The organism is Asanoa sp. NPDC050611 (assembly GCF_040654855.1).
Taxonomy (GTDB): Bacteria; Actinomycetota; Actinomycetes; order Mycobacteriales; family Micromonosporaceae; genus Asanoa.
Map to the genome: position 1 here is coordinate 1 of NZ_JBFAIU010000099.1, position 22,792 is coordinate 22,792.

Here is a 22,792-nt window from a genome sequence, read left to right on the forward strand (position 1 = left end):
GTCTCGATCGGGCTGGCCGGCGACGCGGAGATCGCGCTGACGGTCAGGTCGGGGTTCGGTGCCGGCGTGCCGATCACCTGGAACTCGGAGACGACCGGTTCTGGCGCAAGCCGGACGGCGGGCGGGACCGGCGCACCGGGCTCGGCCTCGCGATCGTGCGCCAGATCGTCGAGTCGCACGGCGGCCAGGTGGCGGTGCACTCGACCCCCGGCCGCGGCAGCACGTTCGTGCTCTGGCTGCCCCTGCCGAACGCCGACGGGCCCCCGCCCGACCATCCCCCGATCTAGGACGACTCCCGCACCACCAGGGTCGGGCTGAAGATCACCGTACGCGGTGAGCGGCCGGGCTCGCGGAGGCCGGCGAGCAGAAGGCGGGCCATCTCGCCGGCCATCTCCTCGACCGGCTGGCGGATGGTGGTCAGCTGCGGCCGGGCCTCGAGCGCGGCGCTGCTGTCGTCGAAGCCGACCACCGAGATGTCGCCGGGCACGTCCCGTCCCGCCTCCTGCAGCGTCCGCACGGCGCCCTCGGCCATCAGGTCGTTGGCGACGAACAGGCCGTCGAGGTCCGGGTGGGCGTCGAGCAGGGCCCGGGCGGCCGCCTCGCCGCTGGCCCGGGTGAAGTCGCCCTCGATAACCGGCGGCGACGGCAGGCCGTTGCGGGCGAGTGCGTCGCGGAACGTGGAGAGCCGGTCCTGCCCCGCGGGCATGTCCTGGGGGCCGGCGATCGTGGCGAGCCGCCGCCGGCCGCGGGCGATCAGGTGCTCCGCGGCCATCCGTACGCCGGTCGGCTGGTCGACGTCGACGTAGCTGAGCGGCACCGGGCGCCCCGGCCGGGCGGAGAGCACCGTGGCGACGCGCATCTCGGCGAGCTGGGCCGGGAAGGGGTCCGCGGCGTGGCTGGAGATCAGCAGGACCCCGTCGACGTGGCCCTGGCGCAGGTAGCGCAGCACCTGGTCGCGGGCCGGCGGGTCGGCCGGGATGATCACGAGGTGGATGCCCTCGGGGCGGAGCACCTCCTGCGCGCCCGCGGTGATCCGGCCGAAGTAGGGGTCGGTGAAGACCCGGTTGAGGAACGTGGCCGCGTACTCCTGGTGGTTCGGCGGCTCGCTGATCACCAGGGCGACCGAGTCGGTCCGCCGGGTGACGAGGGAGCGCGCGGCCAGGTTGGGCACGTATCCGGTCTCCTGGATGGCGCGCTCGACCGCGGCCCGCATCCGCGGGTCGACGGTCGGCACGTCGTTGATCACCCGGGAGACGGTGGCCCGGGACACCCCGGCCGCGACCGCCACCTCGTCCAGCGTCGGCGGTCGGTCTGAATCGACGGGGCGGGATGTCACGGGACCAGTTATAGCACCGGAAGTATTTCCGGAACTTCCGGCGATGGCGGACCCCGCCGACCCGGTCTCGGGCCGGCGGGGCCGGTGGATGCGCGTCACGTGTCGCCGCCGGACCAGTTGACTGCTCGGATCCGGTCGCGCACGCGAAGCTCCATCTCGGTTCGGGTCACGGCGTGCCGTTGACGCCGCACTTGATGATGGGCCGGATGCAGTCCCGTACCCGGCGCTCCATCTCCGCCTCGGGCCAGGCGTTGAAGAAGTCGCCGTGCATGGTGAACCCGCGACCCGAGGCGAGCCGGATCCGGGCCGGGTCACCGTTGACCGGGTAGCGCAGCACCTGCCGCAGCTTCGGCACGGGCACCGGGTGGGTGCTCGGGCAGTCGCCGTTGACCGGGTACGCCATGTGGCTCTTGTGGTTCGGCGAGTCCAGGTCGCGGCCGTTCCAGCACTGCGGGAAGTCCAGATAGGACTCCAGCATGCTGCCCGCCGGACAGGTGACGAAGTCCTTGCCGGCGCCGACCTCGTTGTGGTGCAGGCACGACCACCGGGAGATGGTGGTCGAGTCCGGCGCGGTCGCCTGCGCGTTGCCGGCGACGATCCGCAGGCCCAGCGGCAGCGACTGGATGCGGGCGGTCACGTCGGCCCGCACGCCCTCACCGAGGTAGTAGAAGACGCCCGTGACCGGCTCGACCGGCTGGTTGTCCCAGTAGAGCGTGGGCACCCAGTAGGACGAGAGGTCGATGCTCGGGTTGCAGTTGCTGGTGCCGGCCTGCAGGTCGCCGAGGTTGGTGTAGGCGTTGACGTTGCGGGCGCCGAAGAAGCTGTGCATGTGCGAGGCGCCCGGCAGCCCCGGGTAGATGATCGGGTCGTCCGGGAGCCGGTGCGAGAACGGGCAGTCCGCGAGGAACTCGGACACCCGCACGATCGGTCCCGTGGGCGGCGGTGGCGGTGCCGAGCCGCCGACGCCGTACACCTGGAACTCCCAGAGCGAGACACCCCACTGGGTGGCCCGTCGGGTGGTGTTGACCCGCACGTAGCGGCCGCTGCCCGAGACCGTGAGGTCCTGGTTGCCGCCGGTCGCGGTCGTGGTGCTGTAGACGGTCGTCCAGCTGCTGCCGGTGGCCGATGTCTGAATGGTGTACGCGGTCGCGTAGGCCGCCTCCCAGCGCAGCACCACCCGGCTGATCGTGGCACTGGCACCGAGGTCGACCTGCAGCCACTGCGGGTCGCTGAACGCGCTCGCCCAGCGGGTGCCGTTGTTGCCGTCGACCGCGTTGGCGGCGGGCGTGCCACCGTTCTCGGTCGAGGACGCGCTCGCCGCGCGACCCTGTGAGATGAGCGGGTCGGCCGCGACGGCGTCGCCCGCGGCGGCCACCAGGTAGCCACCGAGCAAGAGCACCAGCACGGCGGCGAAGCTTCCTGTTCTTCGCATGGCAACTCCTAGTTCTGGTAGACCCGGACGTAGTCGACGAGCATCCGGGACGGGAACGGGGTCGTGCCGTCGACGGGACCAGGGAAGTCGCCGCCCACCGCGAGGTTGAGGATCACGTAGAAGGGGTGGTCGAAGACCCACGGTCCGCGGGTCGCCTCGACGGTCGCCTTGCTGGCCACGAAGACCGTGGTGCCGTCGAGCTTGAAGGTCATGCCCTTGCTGTCCCACTCGACCGCCCAGACGTGGTAGTCGTTGGCCAGGTCGACGCCGCCGGGCGCGGTGTAGCGCTGCCCGTAGCCCGCGCCGCCGTTGTAGGCGGGCGCGTGCAGGGTCGAGTAGCCCTCGAGCGTGTTGCGGCCGAGGACCTCCATGATGTCGATCTCGCCGTTGTACGGCCACGGGCGTCCGGTGAGGAAGTCGGCGCCCATCATCCAGAACGCCGGCCACAGGCCGTTGCCCTTGGGCACCTTGATCCTGGCCTCGATGCGGCCGTACTGGACGTGGAACTTGTTGCCGGTGTTCATCCGGTGCGAGGTGTAGTCGCGGCCGCCGGCGGTCTCCCGGCGGGCCTCGATGACGAGCGAGCCCGCACCGTCCATGTTGGCGTTGTTGTTGTTCGTGTAGTACTGGATCTCGTTGTTCTGCCCGGTGCCCGGGTCGATCGTCCACTTCGCGGCGTCGGGCTTGCTGCCGGCCGGGCCGTTGAACTCGTCGCTCCACACCAGACGGTTGGCGGGGAACGTCGGGTCCGGCGGCATCGCGGGCGGGGTGGTCGGGTTGCCGCCGGTGCCGTACACCTTGAACTCCCAGAGCGAGTAGCCGTAGGTGCTGGACCGCGCGGTGCCGTACATCCGCACGTAGCGACCGGTGCCGGTGACGTTGAGCGTCTCCTTGAACCCGGCGCCGGTGGTGGTCGAGTAGATGGTCGTCCAGGTGCTGGCGTTCGGCGAGACCTGGATCTGGTACGCCCGCGCGAACGCCGGGTCCCACTGCAGCACCACCTGGGTGATGCCGGCCGTGGCGCCGAGGTCCACGTAGATCCAGCCCGGGTCGACCCAGCCGGTGTTCGCCGCGGTGGCCCAGCGGCTGGCCGGGTCGTTGTCGAACGCCCGCGCCGGGGTGCACTCGAAGCAGGCGCCGTCGTTCTGGCTGGTGCTGGCGACCGCGGGCTTGTTGTACGACAGCAGCCGCACGTCGCCCCCGGGTGGCGGGTCGGTCGGCGGCGGGTCGGTGGGCGGGTTGGTCGGTCCGCCACTACCGGTACGAACCTGGAACTCCCAGAGCGAGTAGCCCCAGGCGGTGCCCCGCGCGGTGCCGTAGACCCGCACGTAGCGGCCGGAGCCGCTGACCGTCAGCGCCTGCGTGCCGCCGGTGCCGGTGGTCGTCGAGTAGATCGACGTCCACGTGCTGCCGTCGGTCGAGGTCTGCACCTGGAACGCCCGCCCGTAGGCGGCCTCCCACTGCAGCGTGACCCCGCAGATCGACTGGGTCGAGCCGAGGTCGACCGACAGCCACTGCGGGTCCGTGGCGGCGCTCGACCAGCGGGTGCCGGTGTTGCCGTCGACCGCGGCGCCGGCCGGGAACGTCGCGCTCTGTGTCGACGAGGCGGTGGCGGGCCGGCCCTGCGCGGCGTTCGCGGTGCCGCAGCCGCCGGTCGCGCCGGTGCTGCCGTACACCTGGAACTCCCAGAGGGAGACCCCGTACCCGGTGGCCTTGGCGGTGGCGTTGACCCGCACGTAGCGGCCGCTGCCGCTGACCGTGAGGTCCTGCACGCCGCCCGTGCCGTTGGTGGTCGTGTGGACGGTGGTCCAGGTCGAGCCGTTGGCGGAGGTCTGCACCGTGAACGCGGTCGCGTACGCGGCCTCCCAGTTGAGCACGACCCGGCTGATCGTGGCGGTGGTGCCGAGGTCGACCTGCACCCACTGCGGCACGCTGAACGCGCTGGACCAGCGCGTGCCGGTGTTGCCGTCGAACGCGGCGGACGCCGGGGTGCCGGCGTTCTCGGTCGAGGAGGCGGTCGCGGGACGACCTTGCGAGATCAGGGGATCGGCGGCCGCCGCGGTCACCCCGGTGACCACGAGGAATCCGGCCAGCAGTGCGAGCACGGCGGCGCCGAGCGTGGCCAGGCGCCATCGTCGGCCGGGCAGGACCCAGCTCATGTAGATCTCCTTTACGTGGGACGGGACGTAAAGAAAGCGCTCTCTTGGCCGGACACTCTGACGGGTCGCTCCAAGCGTGTCAATGGCTGACGAACGTCGATGGCGCATGGCGGCGAACCTGGGCTGATTCGCGACTCTCGATCGCTTGACTCGATGCGGCGGCGCCGGCACGGTAGGGGAAGCGCTCTCCGAACCGGGTCTTGCAGCATGTAACGAAACCGCAACGGATCCTTGACATGGCGCTCACGTTCCTCGATGGTCGAGTCCCAAGTGAGAGCGCTCTCTCTCATCCGGCGACCCGCACCCGCACCACCACACCACGTCCCAGACTCAGATCCATCGCGTGGCCGCCAACCGTGACACCTGCCGTGGAGAGCGCTCTCCAAGCCCTGCCCACCGATCGCCTGGAGGAGTCCATGCGCAGGTTCACCGCGGTCGTTCCGATCATGGCTGTCGCCCTTGCGGTGGCAGCTTGCGGTAACGGCGACGGCGACGACCAAGCTGCCGACGACGGTCCGGTCAGTCTGACGATCGCCACGTTCGGCGAGTTCGGATACAAGGAGCTCTACGAGGAGTACCAGAAGCTCCACCCCAACGTGAAGATCACTGAGCGGATCACCAAGACCGAGGACCACCACAAGAACCTGGCCGCCCACCTGGCCACCAACACCGGCGCCGCCGACATCGAGGCGCTGGAAGAGGGCTGGATCGGCCAGTTCACCGCCAACGCGTCCAAGTTCGTCGACCTGAACGAGCTCGGCGCCGGCGACATCAAGTCGCAGTGGCCCGAGTGGAAGTGGAACGTCGCGACGTCCAAGGACGGCAAGACCATCGGCCTCGGCACCGACGTCGGCGGCATGGCCATGTGCTACCGCGTCGACCTGTTCAAGAAGGCCGGCCTGCCCACCGACCGCGCCGAGGTCTCGAAGCTCTGGCCCACCTGGGACCAGTACATCGAGACCGGCAAGAAGTTCGAGGCGGCCAAGGTGCCGGGCGCCCACTTCTTCGACGGCCCGACCGTCATGTACCGGTCGATCCTCGGCCAGGCGCCGATCGGCCTCTACGACGGCGACAACGTCGTGGTCGACAGCAACCCCGAGGTGAAGAAGGCGTTCGACCTCTCCGCGCTGGCCGTGACCTCAGGCCTGTCGGCCCGCGCCGAGGCGTGGACCCCGGCCTGGAACGCGGGCTTCGCCAAGGGCACGTTCGCGACGCTCGGCTGCCCCTCGTGGATGATGGCCTACATCCAGACCCAGGCCAAGGACGCCTCGGGCAAGTGGGACATCGCCGACGTTCCCGGTGGTGGCGGCAACTGGGGCGGCTCCTGGCTGACCGTGCCCAAGCAGAGCAAGCACCAGAAGCAGGCGTACGAGCTGGCCAAGTGGCTGACCGCGCCGGAGCAGCAGGCCAAGGTCTTCCAGAAGTACGGCAACTTCCCGTCGACCGTGACCCTCTACGAGGACGCGGTGATCAAGGACTTCGTGAACCCGTACTTCAACAACGCACCGGTCGGCCAGATCTTCTCCAAGTCGGTGTCGACCATGAAGCCGCAGTATCTCGGCCCGAAGGCCGGCGACATCAACACCCAGATCATCAACGGCCTCACCCGGATCGAGCAGGGCAAGCAGAACCCTGACCAGTCCTGGCAGCAGGTCCTGACCGACGTCAAGGCGCTCCTCTAACCAGATCCCCGCTCGCCTGGTCCCGGTGCGCTGCACGCGCCGGGACCACGGCGCGCACCGAGAACCGGAGGTGACGGGGATGACCCAGTTGGCGACGGAGGAGCGGGTGGGGCCACGCCGCGGCCTGCTGCACCGCCTCGACGTCAAGGGCTCGCCCTACCTGTACATCGCGCCGTTCTTCATCCTCTTCCTGGGGTTCGGCGTCTTCCCGCTGATCTTCACCGCCTGGGTGTCGCTGCACGAGTGGAGCCTGCTGTCCGAAGAGCACACGTGGATCGGCTTCGGCAACTACACCAAGCTCTTCGACGACCCGGCGTTCTGGAACGCGCTCTGGAACACGGTGTCGATCTGGGTGATCTCCACCGTGCCGCAGCTGGTGCTGGCGCTCGTGCTGGCACACATCCTGAACCAGCGGCTGCGGGGGCAGACGTTCTGGCGGATGAGCGCATTGATCCCGAACATCACCAGCGTGGCCGCCGTGGCGATCATCTTCAGCCAGCTGTTCGGCCGCGACTACGGTCTCTTCAACTGGGTGCTCGGCCTCTTCGGCATCGACAAGATCGACTGGACTGCCAACACCTGGAGCTCGCACGTCGCCGTGGCCACGATGATCATTTGGCGGTGGACCGGCTACAACGCGCTGATCTACCTGGCCGCGATGCAGGCGGTGCCCAAGGAGCTCTACGACTCGGCGTCGCTCGACGGGGCGACCAGCTTCCAGCAGCTCCGCAAGATCACCGTGCCGGCGATCCGGCCGACGATCATCTTCACGGTCATCATCTCGTCGATCGGCGGCATGCAGGTGCTCGCCGAGCCGCTGCTGTTCGGCGGCAACGGGCTGACCGGCGGCTCCGACCGCCAGTTCCAGACCCTCGCGCTCTACCTCTACGAGGTCGCTTTCGGCCGGTTCGACTTCGGCTACGCGTCGGCGAGCTCGTGGGTCATGTTCCTGATCATCGTCATCGTAGCGGCGATCAACTTCGGGATTATCAGCCGGCTTCGGAGGAGCTGATGGCAACTACCCTCGCCCCACCGCCCCGGCACGTCAGCCCACCGCCGACGGCCCGCCGCCGGATGCGCCGCGCGCTGCGCCGCCGACCCGGCAAGCTCACCTACCTGATGCTGACCGCGATCGCCTTCTTCTCGTTCTTCCCGCTCTACTGGTCGGTGGTCGTCGCCTCACAGGACAACAGCGCCCTGGGCAAGATTCCTCCGCCGGTCCTGCTGGGCGGAAACCTGTGGTTCAACCTCAAGCGGGCGTTCACGATGGTCCCGTTCGAGAAGGCGCTGATCAACTCGTTCCTGGTGGCCGGCGCGATCACGGTGAGCGTGGTGCTCTTCTCCACGCTGGCCGGCTTCGCGTTCGCGAAGCTGCGCTTCCGGGGCCGCAACGTCCTGCTGCTGAGCATCGTCGCGACGATGATGGTTCCGACCACGCTCGGCATCATCCCGCTCTACATGCTGATGGCGAAGATCGAGTGGACAGGCACGATCTACGCGGTCATCGTGCCGGCGATGGTCAACGGCTTCGGCGTCTTCTTCATGACGCAGTACCTGTCCGAGGCCGTGCCCACCGAGCTGCTGGAGGCCGGCCGCGTCGACGGCTGCTCGACGATCCGGCTGTTCTGGCACGTGGTGCTGCCAGCCGCGCGGCCGGCGGCCGCGGTGCTCGGCATGCTGACGTTCCTCACCGCGTGGAACGACTTCTTCTGGCCGCTGGTCGTGCTGACGCCGGAGGACCCGACGGTCCAGGTGGTGCTCTCCACGCTGTCGGCCGGCCGGATCACGGACTACTCGCTGGCGCTGACCGGCGCGCTGATCGCGATCCTGCCGCTGCTCGTCGTCTTCGTCGCGCTCGGCAAACAGATCATCGGAGGCATCATGCAAGGAGCCGTCAAGGGATGACCATCGTCGAGGAAGCCACCGACGCCCATCTGCTGCGGTTCCCCGACGGGTTCCGGTGGGGCGCGGCCACCGCGGCCTACCAGATCGAGGGTGCGGCGCAGGCCGACGGGCGGTCACCGTCCATCTGGGACACGTTCGCGCGTACGCCCGGAAAGGTCGACGCCGGACACAGCGGGGACGTGGCCTGCGACCACTACCACCGGTTCGCCGACGACGTCGCGCTGATGGCGGAGCTGGGCCTGGGCACGTACCGGTTCTCGGTCGCCTGGCCGCGGATCAAGCCGGACGGCAGCGGCCCGGTCAACCCGCGCGGCCTGGACTTCTACGACAGGCTCGTGGACGCGCTGCTGGCCGCCGGCATCGAGCCCATGGTCACGCTCTACCACTGGGACCTGCCGCAGGTGCTGGAGGACCGGGGCGGCTGGACCAACCGGGACACCGCGCACTACTTCGCCGAACTGGCCGCCGGCACGGTGGCCCGGCTCGGCGACCGGGTCGGCACCTGGACCACGCTCAACGAGCCGTGGTGCTCGGCGTTCCTGGGCTACGCCAGCGGTGCGCACGCGCCCGGCAAGCGGGATCCGCGCTCGGCGTTCGAGGCGACGCACCACCTGCTGCTCGCGCACGGCCTGGGCGTCGAGGCGCTGCGGGCCGGGGGCGCGCGGGAGGTGGCGCTGACGCTCAACCTGACCCGCGTGACGCCGCGGGACCCGACCGACCGGCACGACGTCGCGGCGGCCGAGCTGATCGACGGTCTGCAGAACCGGATCTTCCTGGACGCGCCGCTGAAGGGCGGCGGCTACCCGGACGACATGCGGGCACTGTTCGAGCGGTTCGGGGCGGCCGGGGTCATCCACGAGGGCGACCTGGCCACCATCGCGGCGCCGATCGACCTGCTTGGCGTCAACTACTACCAGCCGTCACTGGTAGCCGCCCAGGTCGGCGCGCCGCCGAACCCGTGCTATCCGGGCAGCGAAGGTGTCATCTATCCCGACCAGCAGACCCCGGTAACCGCGATGGACTGGCCGGTGGACCCGACGGGCCTGGGCGACCTGCTGGTCCGGCTCTCGCAGGACTACCCCGGCACGCCGCTGATCGTCACCGAGAACGGCGCGTCCTACGTGGACACCCTGGTCGACGGCCGGGTGGCCGACGCGGCCCGGATCGAGTACTTCGACGGCCACGTGCGCGCGGTGCACGACGCGATCCGCCGGGGAGCCGACATGCGCGGCTACCTCGCCTGGTCACTGCTCGACAACTTCGAGTGGGCGTACGGCTACGACAAGCGCTTCGGCCTGGTCTACGTCGACTACGCCACCCAGGCGCGGGTCCCCAAGGACAGCGCGCTCTGGTTCCGCGAGGTGATCCGCCGCAACGCGGTGTGAGACCCGCTCAGGGGACGGTCCGGTCGATCGCGGCCGGGCCGTCCTCGTCCAGTTCCGCCTTCGCGCGGGCGACGTTCTCGGGTGTGGGGTCCTTGCCCTCGGCCTCGGCGAGGTCCTCCGGGTCCCAGGGTTGCTCCGCGCCGGTGCGGGGCTGCCAGCCCGGCTCCCGGAACACCGGGTTGTCGGCGTCCGGCTCGCCGCCGGTCTCGAACTCGGAGATCGCGGTCTCGTCGTCCACGGCGTCCGCGACCTCCGCGGACTCTTCCAAGGGCTGTTCATCCGTCATGCGTGCGCACATACCCGGGCGCGGCCCCGATATGCCGGACCGCGACGGGACGGTACTGTCGTCCCTCGTCGCGACGAGACTTGGGGCCGGAGTGAACCGAGGGAAGCCTGCGGCGGGCCTGCTGGTGGCGTGGCTCGTGATCGCGCTGGGCGGCTGCGCCGTGCAGCGCACCGAGCACGTGCTGCGCACCTCACCGGTCTGGCTGGCCGACGACGCGATCTACTTCCTCCGCCAGCGGGCCGCCGATCCGCCGGAGCTGTGGGCCCGCGGCGCGGCCGACGGCGACCGGGAGCGCTACGTGGCGTCGGCCGAGGACCTTCCCGATCCCTGCGGCGCGATGGGCGAGCTGTTCCGGATGGCCGACGGCCGGCTCGGCGTCGCGCTGGACTGCGCCGCGACCCGGCTGCTCGCCTTCGACCCCGGCCCGCGCACGTTCGAGCGGCTGGTCGACCTGCCGGCGCGGGTGGCCCAGGTGACGCTGCGCGCCGACCTGTCCGGCGGCTACAGCGCGGGTGTCGACGACCGGTGCTGGTCGCTGTCCACGATCGGCCTGCCGCGCGGCGACCTCGCGCCGACGCTGCCGGAGTTGACCTGCGCGGCCGGCGCCTCGGCGCGGTCCCCGGTGCTGACCCGCTGGGGCGGGCTGGTCTTCACCGCCACCCGGGACGCGTCCGACGCGGACACCCGGCGCTGGTCCGTACACCTGGCTGGTTTCTCCGGTGTGCCGTTCAAGGGCATCGGGCCGACCTTCGAAGGGCTGCCCGACCTCGACCTGTCGCCGGACGAGGAGCTGGCCGCCGTGACCGCCACCCGGTTCGGTCGCTCGCGGCTCCTCCTGGTCGACCTGCGCGACGGCGAGGCGCGGGAGCTGCGCTCGTCGGAGAAGGGCTTCCACCAGCCGACGTTCGCGCCCGACGGCAGGCACGTCGCCTACAGCGACCGGCGCGACATCAAGGTCGCGGCGGTGCCGCGCTGAGGCGGCCCGCCGGCCGGTGCGCCGGCGGGCCGCACGGCGTCAGCCCTGGGTGATGCGCACGTCGTCGACGCCGGCCTCGACCAGGCTCGCGGTGCTCGCGTCGACCGCCCGGAACACGATCCGGACCGACTGACCGGCGTACGGCGTCAGGCTCGCCGTCCGGGTGGCCCAGGCGCCGTTGCGGTTGCTCGCCGCGCCCGCCTGGGTGAACAGCGTGGTCGTGCCGCCGCTGTGCACGACCGCCGCCGAGAACGAGTCGGCGCTGCTGGAGTTGCTGCCGTGCGCCAGGTACCAGGAGAACGACAGCGTCAGCGGGCCGCTCGCGGGCAGCGTGATCGCCGGCGACTGGATGGTCGTGGTGCCGCCGTCGACGTCGTGGTCGCCCGCGGCGGCCCCGGCCAGCCGGCCGGTGACCAGGTCGTTCGTGCCGCTGACCGTGGTGCCCAGCTGCTTGGCACCGCTGGACGTGGTGGCCGCCGGGTCGCCGCGCTCCCACTGGCCGAGGGTCGCGGTGTCGGTGCCGGCCGGGTTGGTCGTCCAGCCCGTCGCCGTCTCGAACGTGTCGCTGTAGACCGCGGCCGGCGGCGCGGGCGGGCTGACCGCGACGTTCCAGACGGCGTACGCGATCGCGTCGGCGTTGCGGTCGAGCGCCGTGTCGTCGATGTTCGAGGTGGTGTCGCAGGCCCGGTGGTAGCAGACGTCGAACGCGGTGCCGGAGGTGCCGCCCCACTTCGTCGCCTGGGCGGCCGTCTTGCGCTGCTCGGCGCCGGTGAACGTGCCGCCGGCGGGGATGCCGGCCGCGATGAACGGGCCGTAGTCGCTGCGCCCGTCGAAGTCGGTGCCCTCGGTCGCGACGCCGATGCTCGAGAAGTACGCGATCAGCGTGGCCTCCAGTGCCGCGGAGCCGGCGGGGCCCGGCCCGGCGCCGGTGCCGTCGGAGTTGTCGCCGTCGTAGACGAAGTAGCCGGCGTTGGGGGAGCCGACCATGTCGAAGTTGTAGTACGCCTCGATGTTGGCCCGAGCGGTCGCGCTCAGGCTGTCCACGTAGAAGTCGGAGCCGATCAGCCCGCGTTCCTCGGCGCCCCACCAGGCGAACCGCAGGTGCCGGGTCGGGGTGACACCCTGCCGGGCGACCTCGAGCGCGACCTCCAGGATCGCCGCCGAGCCGGAGCCGTTGTCGTTGATGCCGGGGCCCGCGGTCACGCTGTCGAGGTGCCCGCCGACCATCACGGTGTTGGTGGTGTCGCCGCCCGGCCAGTCGGCGATGAGGTTGTAGCCGGTGGCCCCGCCGTAGCTGAACGACTGCACGGCGGTGGTGTAGCCGACCGCGTCGAGCCGGCCGCGCACGTAGTTGATCGAGGCCAGGTAGCCCGGCTGGCCGTGCGCCCGGTTGCCGCCGTTGGCGGTGGCGATGCTCTGCAGCTGTGTCAGGTGCGCCTTGACGTTGGCCAGCGGGATGTTGGGCCCGGGCACGGCCGCGGCCGCCGGACTCGCACCCGTCGTGGCGGTCATGGCGACGGCTACGGCGGCGGTCAGCAGGATCGGGATGGTTCGGGAAATCCGCATGTCGCTCCCTTGTGGGTGAACGGGCATGTGCCGCGGGTATGGTCGCGACGCGCCGTCACCGGTACAAGACATCGACGACCTTCTTTGCCGCGTACGCCGAAAGTGACCTGTGAGCTGAAACACCACCGATCCCGGGAATGGCTGGTCCGCCCACGGATTTGCCGGTGGTGTGATCGAGTCCCCCGTGCTCCCCGGCGAGCTGATGACCTTGCGCCAACGCGTCCGCCTCGTGGTGGTGCTCGGCTCGCTGATCGCCGTCGGCCCGCTGACCATCGACATGTACCTGCCCGCGCTGCCGGCGCTGACCGCCGACCTCGAAACGACGTCGACCGCCGTGCAGCTCACGCTGACCGGCACGCTGGTCGGCCTGGCGCTGGGGCAGCTCGTGATCGGCCCGGTCGCCGACGCCTACGGCCGCCGCCGCCCGCTGCTGGCCGGCCTCGCCCTGCACGTGGTGGCCTCGGCGCTGTGCGTGGTCGCGCCGTCGATCGCGGTGCTCGGCGTGCTGCGGGTGATCCAGGGGCTCGGCGTCGCCGCGGCCACGGTCGTCGCGATGGCGGTGGTCCGCGACCTGTTCAGCGGCACCGCGTTCGCCCGGCTGTTCTCCCGGCTGATGCTGGTGATGGGGCTCGCGCCGATCCTCGCCCCGACGGTCGGCAGCGCGGTGCTCGAGGCGACCAACTGGCGCGGCGTCTTCGTCGTGCTCGGCGTCGTCGGCGTGCTGCTCACGCTGACCGCACTGGTCGCGCTGCGGGAGACGCTGCCGGTGGAACGGCGCCGCAGCGGCGGTGTGGTCGACACGGTCCGCACCTACGGCGGCCTGCTGACCGACCGGGTGTTCGTCGGCATGGTGCTGGTCGCCGGGTTCGCGATGGCGGCCGTGTTCTCGTACGTCGCCGGTTCGTCGTTCGTCTTCCAGGACCAGTACGGCCTCGACGAGCGCCAGTTCGGCATCGCGTTCGGTGCCGGCGCGGTCGGGCTGATCGCGGCCACCCAGCTCAACGTCCGGCTGCTCCGCCGCTACACGCCGCAGCGGGTGCTGGTCGCCGCGCTCGGCGGCGGCACCGCGGCGGGCGCCCTGCTGGTCGCGTTCGCGGCCACCGGCTTCGGCGGCCTGGCGACGCTGCTGGCCGCGCTCTGGCTGGTGCTGTTCGCCGGCGGCCTGGCGATGCCGAACGCGTCGGCGGTCGCGATGACCCGGCACGGCGAGGCCGCGGGCACCGCGGCGGCGCTGCTCGGCGCGGTGCAGTTCGGCACGGGCGCGATCGCGGCGCCCTTCGTCGGCGTGCTCGGCAACGACAGTGTCGCGATGGCGGTCGTGGTCGCCGGTGGCATGGTCGCCGCGACGTCGGCGCTGCTGCTGGTGGCCCGCCCGCACCGGATCACCGAGCCGGAGGCGGTGCCCGCCGTCGCCTGATCAGCGGGGCCTTGCGCACTGCGCAGGAGCCCGATTACCGGCCGGTAGCGGCCGGTCACCGTGCTTCGCTGGGTGGTGGTGGACCCGAGGAGGCAGCGATGACCGGATCGATCAACCCGGCCCGATCGGAGTGGGACGTCGTCGTCGTCGGGGGAGCGCCGCCCGGCGAGACCATCTCCCTCTACAGCAGCCAGGCCGGGCTGTCGGTCGCGCTGGTCGAGCAGGACCGGGTCGGCGGGGAGTGCCTGTTCTGGGCGTGCATGCCGAGCAAGGCGATGCTGCTGCCGGTGCAGGCCCGCAACCTCGCGGTCGACACGCCCGGCATGCGGCAGCTGGTCAACGACCGCCGGGTCGACGCCGAGGCCGTGCTGGCCCGACGCGACGAGATCACCTACAACCACGACGACAAGCAGTCCGTCGACCTCATGCTGAGCAACGACGTCGACGTGATCAGGGGCCGCGCCCGGCTCGCCGGCCCGCGCATGGTGGAGGTCAGCGACAACGGGCGTACGCGGGAGATCACCGCGCGGAAGGCGGTCGTGATCTCGCCGGGTACCGATGCCGCGGTGCCGCCGATCCCCGGCCTCGCCGAGGCGAAGCCGTGGCGGTCCCGCGACGTCACCAACATGCACGAGGTGCCCCGCCGGGTCGTGGTGATCGGCGGCGGCGTGGTCGCCTGTGAGGCGGCGACCTGGCTGCGCGGGCTCGGCGTCGAGGAGCTGACCCTGGTGTTCCCGGGCGAGCGGCTGCTCGGCATGAAGGAGCCGTTCGCGGGCGAGCTCGTCCACGAGGCGTTCGTCGCGGACGGGATCACCGTGCGCACCGGCACGCCGGTCACCGCGGTCAGCCGCGACCAGGTCGACGACCGGGGCATCGGGCGCAGCCACGGCGGCGAGGTCACCGTGACCGTCGGCGAGGGCGAGCAGATCGTGGCCGACGAGGTGCTGGTCGCCACCGGCCGGGTGCCGAACAGCAGGGAGATCGGGCTGGAGACCGTCGGGGTCGAGACCACGGACCGCGGCTTCGTCGAGGTCGACGACCACATGACGGTGCCGGGCACGGACTGGCTCTACGTGCTCGGCGACCTGAACGGTCGGGCGCTGCTCACGCACATGGGCAAGTACCACGCGCGGATCGCGGGCGAGGTGATCGCCGCGCGGGCGGCCGGGCGGCCGCTGGACGAGCGGCCGTACAACCCGTACACGGACCTCGCGGACAAGGACGGGGCGCCGCAGGTGGTGTTCTGCGACCCCGAGGTGGCCTCGGTCGGGCTCACCGAGGCGGAGGCGCTCGACCGCGAGATCCCGGTGGAGGTGGTGGAGCGGGACTTCGCCGGGATCGACGGTGCCCGGCTGGCCCGGCAGCACTACGTCGGCCGGGCCAAGCTGGTCGTCGACAACGCCCGTGACACCCTCGTCGGCGCCACGTTCGTCGGGCCGGGCGTGAGCGAGCTGTTGCACGCGGCGACGGTCGCGGTGGTCGGGAAGGTGCCGACGAGCGCGCTGCGCCACGCGGTGGCGAGCTTCCCGACGATCAGCGAGATCTGGCTCTATCTGCTGGAGGAGCTGCGGGCGCGGCGCGCCGCAGCCTGATGCCGCTGAAGCCGAGCGTGCTGTGCGTGACCTCGGCCCAGAAGGGCCAGAGGTTGGGCAGCACGCGGAGCTGGATGCCGGCTTCCTCGTGCAGCGCGAACAGGTCGCCGACCGGCTCCGGCGGGCCGAGCGGCTCGACGGGCTCGGTGGCCACCAGCGCGTGTCGCGCGTGCCCGATCGGGCGGAACGGCGCGGCCGGCAGGCGGTAGCCGTAGAGGCGGACCGTCCGCATCGCCTCCAGCGCGCGGTACTCGATCGCGTGCACCCGGCTGCCGGAGCCCGCGCCGATGATCCGCTCGCGGTCGGCCTCCGTCGTCCCGGACCGGACCCAGGCCATCGCCCGCGGTGTGTCGCGCGGGAACCAGTAGTCCGGCGCCCGGTCGAAGCCGACCGCCCAGACGTACGGCTCGGCCTCCGCCGAGGTCGGCGCCACGTGCGGGAGGAACCGGCTGATCGTCGGGTCTTCGGAGAAGTGCAGGACCTCTGCCTCGGCCGGGCGCATCCGCCCAGTCAATCAGCCGGTGCGCAGTTCCTCCACCGCCGTGCTCCCGCGCAGCAACAGCAGCCCGACGCCGACGGTGGCGAGCACCGCGCCGACCGCCAGGGCGCCGTACGCGGCGAGCGTGTCCCAGGCGTGCACGAACGGCGCCGACTCGCCGTAGTTGGCCACCTCGTCTCCGGTGAGCGGGCCGACCAGCCGCATGCCGACGAGCAGCGCCAGCACCACGGACGGCAGGATCGGCACCAGCGCCTGCAGCAGGATCGAGCGGGCCAGCACGGCGCGCGGCACACCGGAGGCGACCAGCGCGGCGTACGCCCGGCGCCGGCTCACGATCCCCTCGCCGACGGCCACGACGAGCCCGGCGGCGGCGATCACCACGGCCACCACGATCGCGATGTCGACCAGGTCCATGGAGTTGAGATAGAAGCTGTCGCGCTGCGGCTCGTAGCCGCCCCGGCGCGCGGCGAGCACGTCGAGGTCCCGCATGATCCGGAAGTAGCCGCGCATCTCGGCCGCGCCGGCGCCGACGATGACGCAGGCGAGCAGGGCCGCGAACGTGCGCGCGCCCTGCCACGGGTCGCTCGTCAGCCGGCGGGCGGCCAGCAGGGCGGCTGGCCGGTGGGAGAGCCGGTTGAGGAGACCGCCCATCGCGTACGAGATCCAGCCGGTGCCGAGGATGACGCCGGCCGTCGCCGCCAGTGCGCCGCCCACGCCCATCGTGGTGACCAGCGCGAAGGGCGGCTGCTGTGCGCGCGCGTCGTACCACCTGAGCACGGGGATGACGGCGGCGAAGCTGATCAGGCCGAGCACGATCAGCGCGCCCGGCCAGGGCAGCGGCGGCCGGGTGCGGCGGGCCCGGCGGACGACGCCGAGCGGGCCGACCACGACCCGCCGCAGCATGACCGCCGCGGTGAGCGCGGCGACCAGCGGCAATGCGACCGCGACGACGGCGATCTGCCACGGCTCGGGCAGCACGTCCGTCGGGAGTGGACGCAGGCCGGCCGCGTCGGGGCGGTCGAGCAGCGGGCGGGCGGCGAAGTACGCGCCGAGGCCGGCGGCGACCCCGAGCAGGGCCGCCACGCCGGTCTCGGCCACCGCCACCAGCGTCGCCTGGCCCGGGGTGGCGCCGGCCAGGCGGAACCCGGCCAGGCGCCGGTCGCGGGCCGGTGCGCCGAGCCGCGCGCACTGCCCGGCCAGCGCCAGGATCGGGATGCAGAGCAGCACCAGCGTCAGCGCCGTGCCGCCGCGCAGGCCGTGCTCGTCGAGCAGCGGGTTGACGTAGCGGTTGTTGACGCTGTCGCCGATCTCGGGGATCGCGAGGACGGTGAGCGCCGCCAGGATCGCGACCGTGGCCAGCAGCGCGCTGAACGCGGTGAGCACCACGCGGATGCCGTCGGTGCGGCTGCCCGCCAGGGCCAGCCGGAGCAGCGTGGTGAGCTTCACCGCGTGTGCTTCCCGGTGATCGCGGTCAGGCCCAGCCCGGTGGGGTCGACCTCGCCGTCGCGCAGGGCCACCTCGCGGTCGGCGTACGCGGCGACCTGCACGTCGTGGGTGACCAGCACGACCGTGGTGCGCTGGCGGCGGACCACCCGGGTCAGCTCGCCGAGGAGCTGCTCGCTGGTGCGCGAGTCGAGCGCGCCGGTCGGCTCGTCGGCGAAGAGCACCCGCGGCTCGGTGACCAGCGCCCGGGCGACCGCGCAGCGCTGCTGCTGGCCGCCGGACATCTCGCCCGGCCGGGTGTCGGCCAGCTCGGCCACACCCAGCCGGTCGAGCCACGCCACCGCCGCGGTCCGCGCCTCTCGCCGCCCCGTGCCGGCGAGAAGCAGTGGCAGTGCGACGTTCTCCGCCGCGGTCAGCTCGGCGACGAGCTGCCCGAACTGGAAGAGCACGCCGAACTCGGTGCGGCGCAGGCGGGCCCGCATCCGCTCCGGCCAGGTGTCGAGCCGGTGCTCGCCGTAGGTCACCTCGCCGGCGTCGGGCCGCAGGATGCCGGCCAGGCAGTGCAGCAGCGTGGACTTGCCGCAGCCGCTGGGGCCGGTGACGGCGAGGATCTCGCCCTCGGCGACGTCGATGGTGACGCCGCGCAGGGCGGGCGTCGGCCCGTAGGACTTCACCACGCCCCGGGCGCGCAGGATCGTCATGGGTGCACCTCCCGATGCAGGTCGGCGACGCGCTCGAGGGTGTTCGTCACCCAGCGCAGGTCGGCGTCGAGATGGAGAATCGCGAAATCGGCGGCGACCACGTCGCCGAGCGTGCTGGCCGGGTCGGTCTTGACCGCGGTCAGCTCGCGCAGCCGGGCCATGTGCGCCGCGCGCTGCGCCACCAGGTAGTCGCGGGCCCGCTCGGCGCCGTCGACCAGCACCGCCACCGCCACCTTGGCGAACAGCGTGCTGGTCACGTGCGGCGCCGGCGGCTCCACCGCGGCGAGCCACTCGTCGAGCCGCGTCCGCCCGGCCTCGGTGATCGCGAAGCTGGTGCGCTCCGGGCCACCCTCCTGGTCCTGGCCGGCCGTGGTCACCAGGCCGTCGCGCTGGAGCCGGCCGAGCGTGGCGTAGACCTGGCCGAAGGCGACCGGCTTGGCCAGCGGCAGCCGCTGGTCGTGGGACCGCTTCAGCTCGTAGCCGTGCAACCGGCCACCGGCGAGCAGCCCGAGCAGCACGTGCGCGGTCGACATGGCGCATACTATTCATTCAGTGAATAGTGTGCGTCAAGTCCCGCGGGTCAGAGGAGCTGGTCCAGGGTGATCGGCAGGTCGCGCAGGCGGCGCCCGGTGGCGTGGTGGACCGCGTTCGCGATCGCCGGGGCCACGCCCACGATGCCGACCTCGCCGAGGCCCTTGGTGCCGGTGGGCGCGAAGGCGTCCGGGCCGCCGACGAAGACCACGTCGAGGTCCGGCACGTCCGCGTTGACCGGCACGAGGTAGTCACCGAACGTCCCGTTGGCCACCCGCCCGGTGTTCGGGTCGAACGCGGTCTCCTCGAGCAGGGCCATCCCGATGCCCATCACGGTGCCGCCGATGATCTGGCTGCGGGCCAGCTTCTCGTTGTAGAGCCGGCCGCCGTCCACCACGGACACCAGCCGGCGCAGGCGGACCAGGCCGAGGTCCTCGTCGACACCCACCTCGACGAACCGGGCCGCGAACGCGCCGGCCACCGCCAGGTCCGACGCCCCGGCCGCCTTGGTCAGGTCCGACTTCCCGGTCGCGGAGATCTCGTCGATCCCGTGCCGGTCGAGCAGCTCGCCGAAGGTCTCGCCCGGGCTGCCGTCCAGGCGGGCGAACCGGGCCGTCAGCTCGGAGGCCGCGTCCTTGACGGCCGCGCCGAGCGCGCCCGCCAGCCCGGAGCCACCGGACTGCGGCGATGGCGGCAGGTCGGTGTCGCCGATCTCGACGCGTACCCGGTCGACGTCGATCCCCAGCAGCTCCGCGGTGAGCTGTGCGGTGATGGTGTACGTCCCGGTGCCGATGTCGGTCGCCGCGCTGCGCACGATCGCGTTGCCGCCGCGGTCGACGGTCAGCCGCACCTCGCACGGGTCGGCGTAGAAGTCGAACGACACGCCGGCCATCCCGTAGCCGACCAGCCAGTCGCCGTCGCGCATCGAGCGGGGCGCCGGGTCCCGCGCGGACCAGCCGAACCGGTCGGCGCCGGTCAGCAGGCACTCCCGCAGCGCCTTGCTCGACCACGGCTTGCCGTTCTTCGGGTTGACCTCGGCGTAGTTGCGCAGCCGCAGCTGCAGCGGGTCGATCCCGAGCCGCACGGCCAGCTCGTCCATCGCGGACTCGAGCGCGAAGTGCATCTCGACGCTGCCGGGCGCGCGCATGAAGCCGGTGTACGGGATGTTCAGGTGCGCGACCCGGGCGTGCGTGGCGACGTTGTCGCAGGCGTAGCACGTCGGCATGCCGAACTCGATGTAGGCGGCGAGCTTGTCCTCGACGCCGTTGGCCACCACGACGTCCTGGTCCATCGCCACCAGCCGGCCGTCGCCGGTCGCGCCCAGCCGCATCCGCTGCCGGCTGAACCCCCGGTGGCCGGTCGAGAAGAACATCTGCGGCCGGCTGAGCACGAGCTTGACCGGGCGGTCGAGCACCCGGGCGGCCAGCACGGTGAGGACGGTGTGGCTCCACAGCCGCAGGCCCGCGCCGAAACCACCGCCGAGGAACGGGATCAGCACGCGTACGTCCGAGAGCGGCACGTCGAAGATGGCGGCGAGCGCCTTGCGCATCATCGTCGGGTACTGGGTCGTGTCGTGCACCACCAGCCGCCCGCTCTGCCAGCTCGCCACGGTGGTGAACAGGCCCATCGGGCTGTTGGCCTCGGGGGCGATCGTGTACGTGGCGTCGACGGTCACCTCGGCCGTGTCGAGGCCGACCTCGACGTCGCCGCGGCTGCTGGTCAGCCCGAACGGGTCGACCTCGACCTCGGCGCGCGAATCGTCGACGTCCAGCACCGGTTCCTCGGCCGCGTACTCGACCTTGACGAGCCGGGCCGCCGCCAGCGCCTGGGCGCGGGTGTCCGCCACGACGATGCCGATGTGCTGGCCGTAGTACATGATCCGGTCGTCCCGCAGCGACCAGCGGGTGATCGAGCCCAGCTGGTTCGGCGGCGGGTCACCGAGGTCCGGCGCGTTGTCATAGGTGATCACCGCCAGCACGCCCGGTGCCGCCTCGGCCGCCGACCGGTCGATCCTGGTGATCCGGCCGGCGCCGACGGTCGCCGAGACCAGCGCCGCGTGTGCCTGGCCGGGCAGGTCGAAGTCCGACGGGTACGGTGCCGCGCCGGAGACCTTGCGCCGCCCGTCGATCCGGTCCAGCGGCCGCCCCAGCACGCGGTCGGTCAACGTCGCCGTCATGCGGGTCATCTCCTCACAGGAGCTTGTCCAAGGTGATCGGCAGGTCGCGGACCCGACGCCCGGTCGCGTGGAACACCGCGTTGGCGATCGCCGGAGCGATGCTCACGATGCCGATCTCGCCGAGGCCCTTGCTGCCGGTCGGGTTGAAGCTGTCCGGGGCGCCGACGAAGGTGATGTCGATGTCGGGCACGTCCGCGTTGACCGGCACCAGATAGTCGCCGAAGGTGCCGTTGGCGACCCGGCCGGTGTTCGGGTCGTACGCCGTCTCCTCCAGCAGCGCCATCCCGATGCCCATGACGGCACCGCCGATCGCCTGGCTGCGGGCGGTTTTCCGGTTGAGGACGCGGCCACCGTCGATCACCGAGACCAGCCGGCGCACGCGGACCAGCCCGAGGTCCTCGTCCACACCGACCTCGGCGAACGCGGCGGCGAAGGCACCGGCCGGCGCCACGTCGGCAGTGTCGGCGCCCGCGGCGAGGTCGGACCGCCCGGTCGCCGCAAGCTCGTCGAGACCGTGCCGGTCGAGCAGCGAGGCGAACGACTCGCCCGGGTGGCCGTCCAGCCGGGCCAGCCGCGCGGTCAGCTCACCCGCCGCGTCCTGCACTGCGGCGGCGAGCGAGCCGGCCAGCCCGGAGCCGCCCGACTGCGGCGCCGGTGGCAGGTCGGTGTCGCCGATCTCGACCCGCACCCGGTCGACCTCGATCCCGAGCAGCTCCGCCACGAGCTGGGCGGTGATCGTGTAGGTCCCGGTGCCGATGTCGGTCGCCGACGACCGCAGGGTCGCGGTGCCGCCGCGGTCGACGATCAGCCGCACCGTGCAGGCCAGGGCGTAGAACTCGAAGGTCGCCGCGGCCATGCCCTGCCCCAGCAGCCAGTCGCCGTCGTGCGTCGACCGGGGCGCGGGGTCGCGGCCGGACCAGCCGAACCGCTCGGCGCCGACCTCGATGCACTCGCGCAGCGCCTTGCTGGACCACGGTTTGCCGGACACCGGATGCACCTCGGCGTAGTTGCGCAACCGCAGCTCGACCGGGTCGATGCCGAGCCGGCCGGCCAGCTCGTCGAGGGCCGACTCCAGCGCGAAGTGCTGCTCGATGGAACCGGGCGCCCGCATGAAACCCGTGTACGGGATGTTCAGGTGCGCGCGATGCTCGTGGGTGGCGACGTTCGCGCAGGCGTACGCCGTCGGTGTGCCGGCGACGATGGGCGAGGGCAGATGGTCCCCGACGCCGTTGGCGGCCATGGCGTCGTGATCGATCGCGACCAGCCGGCCGTCCGGATCCGCGCCCAGCCGGATGCGCTGCCGGCTGGCGGCCCGGTGGCCGACCGAGTTGAACATCTGCGGCCGGCTGAGCACGAGCTTGACCGGGCGGTCCAGCACCCGCGCGGCCAGCGCCGTCAGCACGGTGTGGCTCCACAGCCGCAGCCCCGCGCCGAAGCCGCCGCCGAGGAACGGGATCAGCAACCGGACGTTCTCCTCGGGCACGCCGAACATCACCGCCAGGGCCGTGCGCATGAACGCCGGTGCCTGGGTGGTGTCGTGCAGCACCAGCCGGCCGCGCTGCCAGCTGGCCACCGTGGTGAACAGGCCCAACGGGCTGTTGGTCTCGGCGCCGCAGTTCGTGTACGACATGGCCAAGGGGCTCCTGCGTGCCGGCGTGCCGATCGACGGCATCGGCAGCCAGGGCCACCTCGGCACGCAGTACGGC

General features: G+C 72.0%; 19 protein-coding genes. 8 read left to right on the plus strand and 11 right to left on the minus strand.

Features of this window, described 5'->3' with window-relative positions; genetic code table 11:
- Positions 1 to 77: 77 nt before the first annotated feature.
- Positions 78 to 287, plus strand: coding sequence for a HAMP domain-containing sensor histidine kinase (locus AB0H87_RS17455; protein WP_360145948.1), 210 nt, complete (start codon positions 78 to 80; stop codon positions 285 to 287).
- On the opposite strand, the gene AB0H87_RS17460 is transcribed toward AB0H87_RS17455, so the two are convergent.
- From AB0H87_RS17460 to AB0H87_RS17470, 3 genes are all read right to left on the minus strand, one after another.
- Positions 284 to 1,336, minus strand: a complete 1,053-nt coding sequence (locus tag AB0H87_RS17460; protein WP_360145903.1) for a LacI family DNA-binding transcriptional regulator — start codon at positions 1,334 to 1,336, stop codon at positions 284 to 286. The genes AB0H87_RS17455 and AB0H87_RS17460 overlap by 4 nt on opposite strands.
- Before the next feature lie 166 nt (positions 1,337 to 1,502).
- Positions 1,503 to 2,768: a DUF1996 domain-containing protein gene (locus tag AB0H87_RS17465; protein ID WP_360145906.1), complete on the minus strand. Its 1,266-nt coding sequence runs from the start codon at positions 2,766 to 2,768 to the stop codon at positions 1,503 to 1,505.
- An 8-nt stretch (positions 2,769 to 2,776) separates the two neighbouring features.
- Entirely contained in the window at positions 2,777 to 4,927 is a 2,151-nt protein-coding gene (locus tag AB0H87_RS17470; RefSeq protein WP_360145909.1) for a discoidin domain-containing protein, read from the minus strand.
- Positions 4,928 to 5,373: 446 nt separating this feature from the next.
- On the opposite strand from AB0H87_RS17470, the gene AB0H87_RS17475 reads away from it, so the two are divergent.
- The 4 genes from AB0H87_RS17475 to AB0H87_RS17490 all read left to right on the plus strand — a co-directional run bounded on the left by AB0H87_RS17475 (position 5,374) and on the right by AB0H87_RS17490 (position 9,899).
- Positions 5,374 to 6,609 carry an extracellular solute-binding protein gene (locus AB0H87_RS17475; RefSeq protein ID WP_360145912.1) on the plus strand — a complete coding sequence of 412 codons (1,236 nt, stop codon included), beginning with the start codon at positions 5,374 to 5,376 and terminating at the stop codon, positions 6,607 to 6,609.
- A 79-nt stretch (positions 6,610 to 6,688) separates the two neighbouring features.
- Positions 6,689 to 7,621, plus strand: coding sequence for a sugar ABC transporter permease (locus AB0H87_RS17480; protein ID WP_360145915.1), 933 nt, complete (start codon positions 6,689 to 6,691; stop codon positions 7,619 to 7,621).
- A gap of 107 nt (positions 7,622 to 7,728) precedes the next feature.
- The gene (locus AB0H87_RS17485; RefSeq protein WP_360145951.1) at positions 7,729 to 8,514 is read left to right on the plus strand and encodes a carbohydrate ABC transporter permease; all 786 of its coding nucleotides are present in this window, start codon (positions 7,729 to 7,731) and stop codon (positions 8,512 to 8,514) included.
- Positions 8,511 to 9,899: a GH1 family beta-glucosidase gene (locus tag AB0H87_RS17490; protein ID WP_360145918.1), complete on the plus strand. Its 1,389-nt coding sequence runs from the start codon at positions 8,511 to 8,513 to the stop codon at positions 9,897 to 9,899. The genes AB0H87_RS17485 and AB0H87_RS17490 overlap by 4 nt, the downstream gene beginning before the upstream one ends.
- 7 nt (positions 9,900 to 9,906) lie before the next feature.
- Here the strand turns inward: AB0H87_RS17490 and AB0H87_RS17495 are convergent, their stop codons facing one another.
- Positions 9,907 to 10,185, minus strand: a complete 279-nt coding sequence (locus tag AB0H87_RS17495; RefSeq protein WP_360145921.1) for a hypothetical protein — start codon at positions 10,183 to 10,185, stop codon at positions 9,907 to 9,909.
- A 91-nt stretch (positions 10,186 to 10,276) separates the two neighbouring features.
- Between AB0H87_RS17495 and AB0H87_RS17500 the strand changes: the two genes are divergently transcribed.
- Positions 10,277 to 11,161 carry a hypothetical protein gene (locus AB0H87_RS17500; protein WP_360145924.1) on the plus strand — a complete coding sequence of 295 codons (885 nt, stop codon included), beginning with the start codon at positions 10,277 to 10,279 and terminating at the stop codon, positions 11,159 to 11,161.
- Between the two features lie 39 nt (positions 11,162 to 11,200).
- On the opposite strand, the gene AB0H87_RS17505 is transcribed toward AB0H87_RS17500, so the two are convergent.
- Positions 11,201 to 12,673 carry a M28 family metallopeptidase gene (locus tag AB0H87_RS17505; RefSeq protein WP_360145955.1) on the minus strand — a complete coding sequence of 491 codons (1,473 nt, stop codon included), beginning with the start codon at positions 12,671 to 12,673 and terminating at the stop codon, positions 11,201 to 11,203.
- A 223-nt stretch (positions 12,674 to 12,896) separates the two neighbouring features.
- On the opposite strand from AB0H87_RS17505, the gene AB0H87_RS17510 reads away from it, so the two are divergent.
- Complete coding sequence (locus AB0H87_RS17510) at positions 12,897 to 14,144, plus strand: multidrug effflux MFS transporter (protein WP_360145927.1); 1,248 nt, start codon at positions 12,897 to 12,899, stop codon at positions 14,142 to 14,144.
- 98 nt (positions 14,145 to 14,242) lie between these two features.
- Positions 14,243 to 15,736 carry an NAD(P)/FAD-dependent oxidoreductase gene (locus AB0H87_RS17515; RefSeq protein ID WP_360145930.1) on the plus strand — a complete coding sequence of 498 codons (1,494 nt, stop codon included), beginning with the start codon at positions 14,243 to 14,245 and terminating at the stop codon, positions 15,734 to 15,736.
- Here the strand turns inward: AB0H87_RS17515 and AB0H87_RS17520 are convergent.
- The 6 genes from AB0H87_RS17520 to AB0H87_RS17545 are packed head-to-tail and all read right to left on the minus strand — an operon-like array spanning position 15,678 to position 22,758.
- Complete coding sequence (locus AB0H87_RS17520) at positions 15,678 to 16,238, minus strand: DUF6886 family protein (protein ID WP_360145933.1); 561 nt, start codon at positions 16,236 to 16,238, stop codon at positions 15,678 to 15,680. The two genes, AB0H87_RS17515 and AB0H87_RS17520, sit on opposite strands and share 59 nt — an antisense overlap.
- Positions 16,239 to 16,250: 12 nt before the next feature.
- Positions 16,251 to 17,681, minus strand: coding sequence for an FtsX-like permease family protein (locus AB0H87_RS17525; protein WP_360145936.1), 1,431 nt, complete (start codon positions 17,679 to 17,681; stop codon positions 16,251 to 16,253).
- On the minus strand, positions 17,678 to 18,379 hold the full coding sequence (locus tag AB0H87_RS17530) for an ABC transporter ATP-binding protein (protein WP_360145939.1): 702 nt from the start codon (positions 18,377 to 18,379) through the stop codon (positions 17,678 to 17,680). Before AB0H87_RS17530 ends, AB0H87_RS17525 begins: the two co-directional genes overlap by 4 nt.
- A complete protein-coding gene (locus tag AB0H87_RS17535) occupies positions 18,376 to 18,912 on the minus strand; it encodes a PadR family transcriptional regulator (RefSeq protein ID WP_360145942.1) in 537 nt (178 codons plus the stop codon). The genes AB0H87_RS17530 and AB0H87_RS17535 overlap by 4 nt, the downstream gene beginning before the upstream one ends.
- 47 nt (positions 18,913 to 18,959) lie before the next feature.
- Positions 18,960 to 21,086 carry a xanthine dehydrogenase family protein molybdopterin-binding subunit gene (locus AB0H87_RS17540; RefSeq protein WP_360145945.1) on the minus strand — a complete coding sequence of 709 codons (2,127 nt, stop codon included), beginning with the start codon at positions 21,084 to 21,086 and terminating at the stop codon, positions 18,960 to 18,962.
- 13 nt (positions 21,087 to 21,099) lie between these two features.
- Positions 21,100 to 22,758, minus strand: coding sequence for a xanthine dehydrogenase family protein molybdopterin-binding subunit (locus tag AB0H87_RS17545; protein WP_360145958.1), 1,659 nt, complete (start codon positions 22,756 to 22,758; stop codon positions 21,100 to 21,102).
- Positions 22,759 to 22,792: the final 34 nt, after the last annotated feature.

What these genes read in the sequence shown, in the direction of transcription:
- AB0H87_RS17465 (WP_360145906.1), bottom strand. Translation starts at nt 2,768, where the DNA reads ATGCGAAGAACAGGAAGCTTCGCCGCCGTGCTGGTGCTCTTGCTCGGT.
- AB0H87_RS17480 (WP_360145915.1), top strand. Translation starts at nt 6,689, where the DNA reads ATGACCCAGTTGGCGACGGAGGAGCGGGTGGGGCCACGCCGCGGCCTG.
- AB0H87_RS17470 (WP_360145909.1), bottom strand. Translation starts at nt 4,927, where the DNA reads ATGAGCTGGGTCCTGCCCGGCCGACGATGGCGCCTGGCCACGCTCGGC.
- AB0H87_RS17545 (WP_360145958.1), bottom strand. Translation starts at nt 22,758, where the DNA reads ATGCCGTCGATCGGCACGCCGGCACGCAGGAGCCCCTTGGCCATGTCG.
- AB0H87_RS17495 (WP_360145921.1), bottom strand. Translation starts at nt 10,185, where the DNA reads ATGACGGATGAACAGCCCTTGGAAGAGTCCGCGGAGGTCGCGGACGCC.
- AB0H87_RS17520 (WP_360145933.1), bottom strand. Translation starts at nt 16,238, where the DNA reads ATGCGCCCGGCCGAGGCAGAGGTCCTGCACTTCTCCGAAGACCCGACG.
- AB0H87_RS17490 (WP_360145918.1), top strand. Translation starts at nt 8,511, where the DNA reads ATGACCATCGTCGAGGAAGCCACCGACGCCCATCTGCTGCGGTTCCCC.
- AB0H87_RS17515 (WP_360145930.1), top strand. Translation starts at nt 14,243, where the DNA reads ATGACCGGATCGATCAACCCGGCCCGATCGGAGTGGGACGTCGTCGTC.
- AB0H87_RS17505 (WP_360145955.1), bottom strand. Translation starts at nt 12,673, where the DNA reads ATGACCGCCACGACGGGTGCGAGTCCGGCGGCCGCGGCCGTGCCCGGG.
- AB0H87_RS17475 (WP_360145912.1), top strand. Translation starts at nt 5,374, where the DNA reads ATGGCTGTCGCCCTTGCGGTGGCAGCTTGCGGTAACGGCGACGGCGAC.
- AB0H87_RS17540 (WP_360145945.1), bottom strand. Translation starts at nt 21,086, where the DNA reads ATGACGGCGACGTTGACCGACCGCGTGCTGGGGCGGCCGCTGGACCGG.
- AB0H87_RS17530 (WP_360145939.1), bottom strand. Translation starts at nt 18,379, where the DNA reads ATGACGATCCTGCGCGCCCGGGGCGTGGTGAAGTCCTACGGGCCGACG.
- AB0H87_RS17485 (WP_360145951.1), top strand. Translation starts at nt 7,729, where the DNA reads ATGCTGACCGCGATCGCCTTCTTCTCGTTCTTCCCGCTCTACTGGTCG.
- AB0H87_RS17535 (WP_360145942.1), bottom strand. Translation starts at nt 18,912, where the DNA reads ATGTCGACCGCGCACGTGCTGCTCGGGCTGCTCGCCGGTGGCCGGTTG.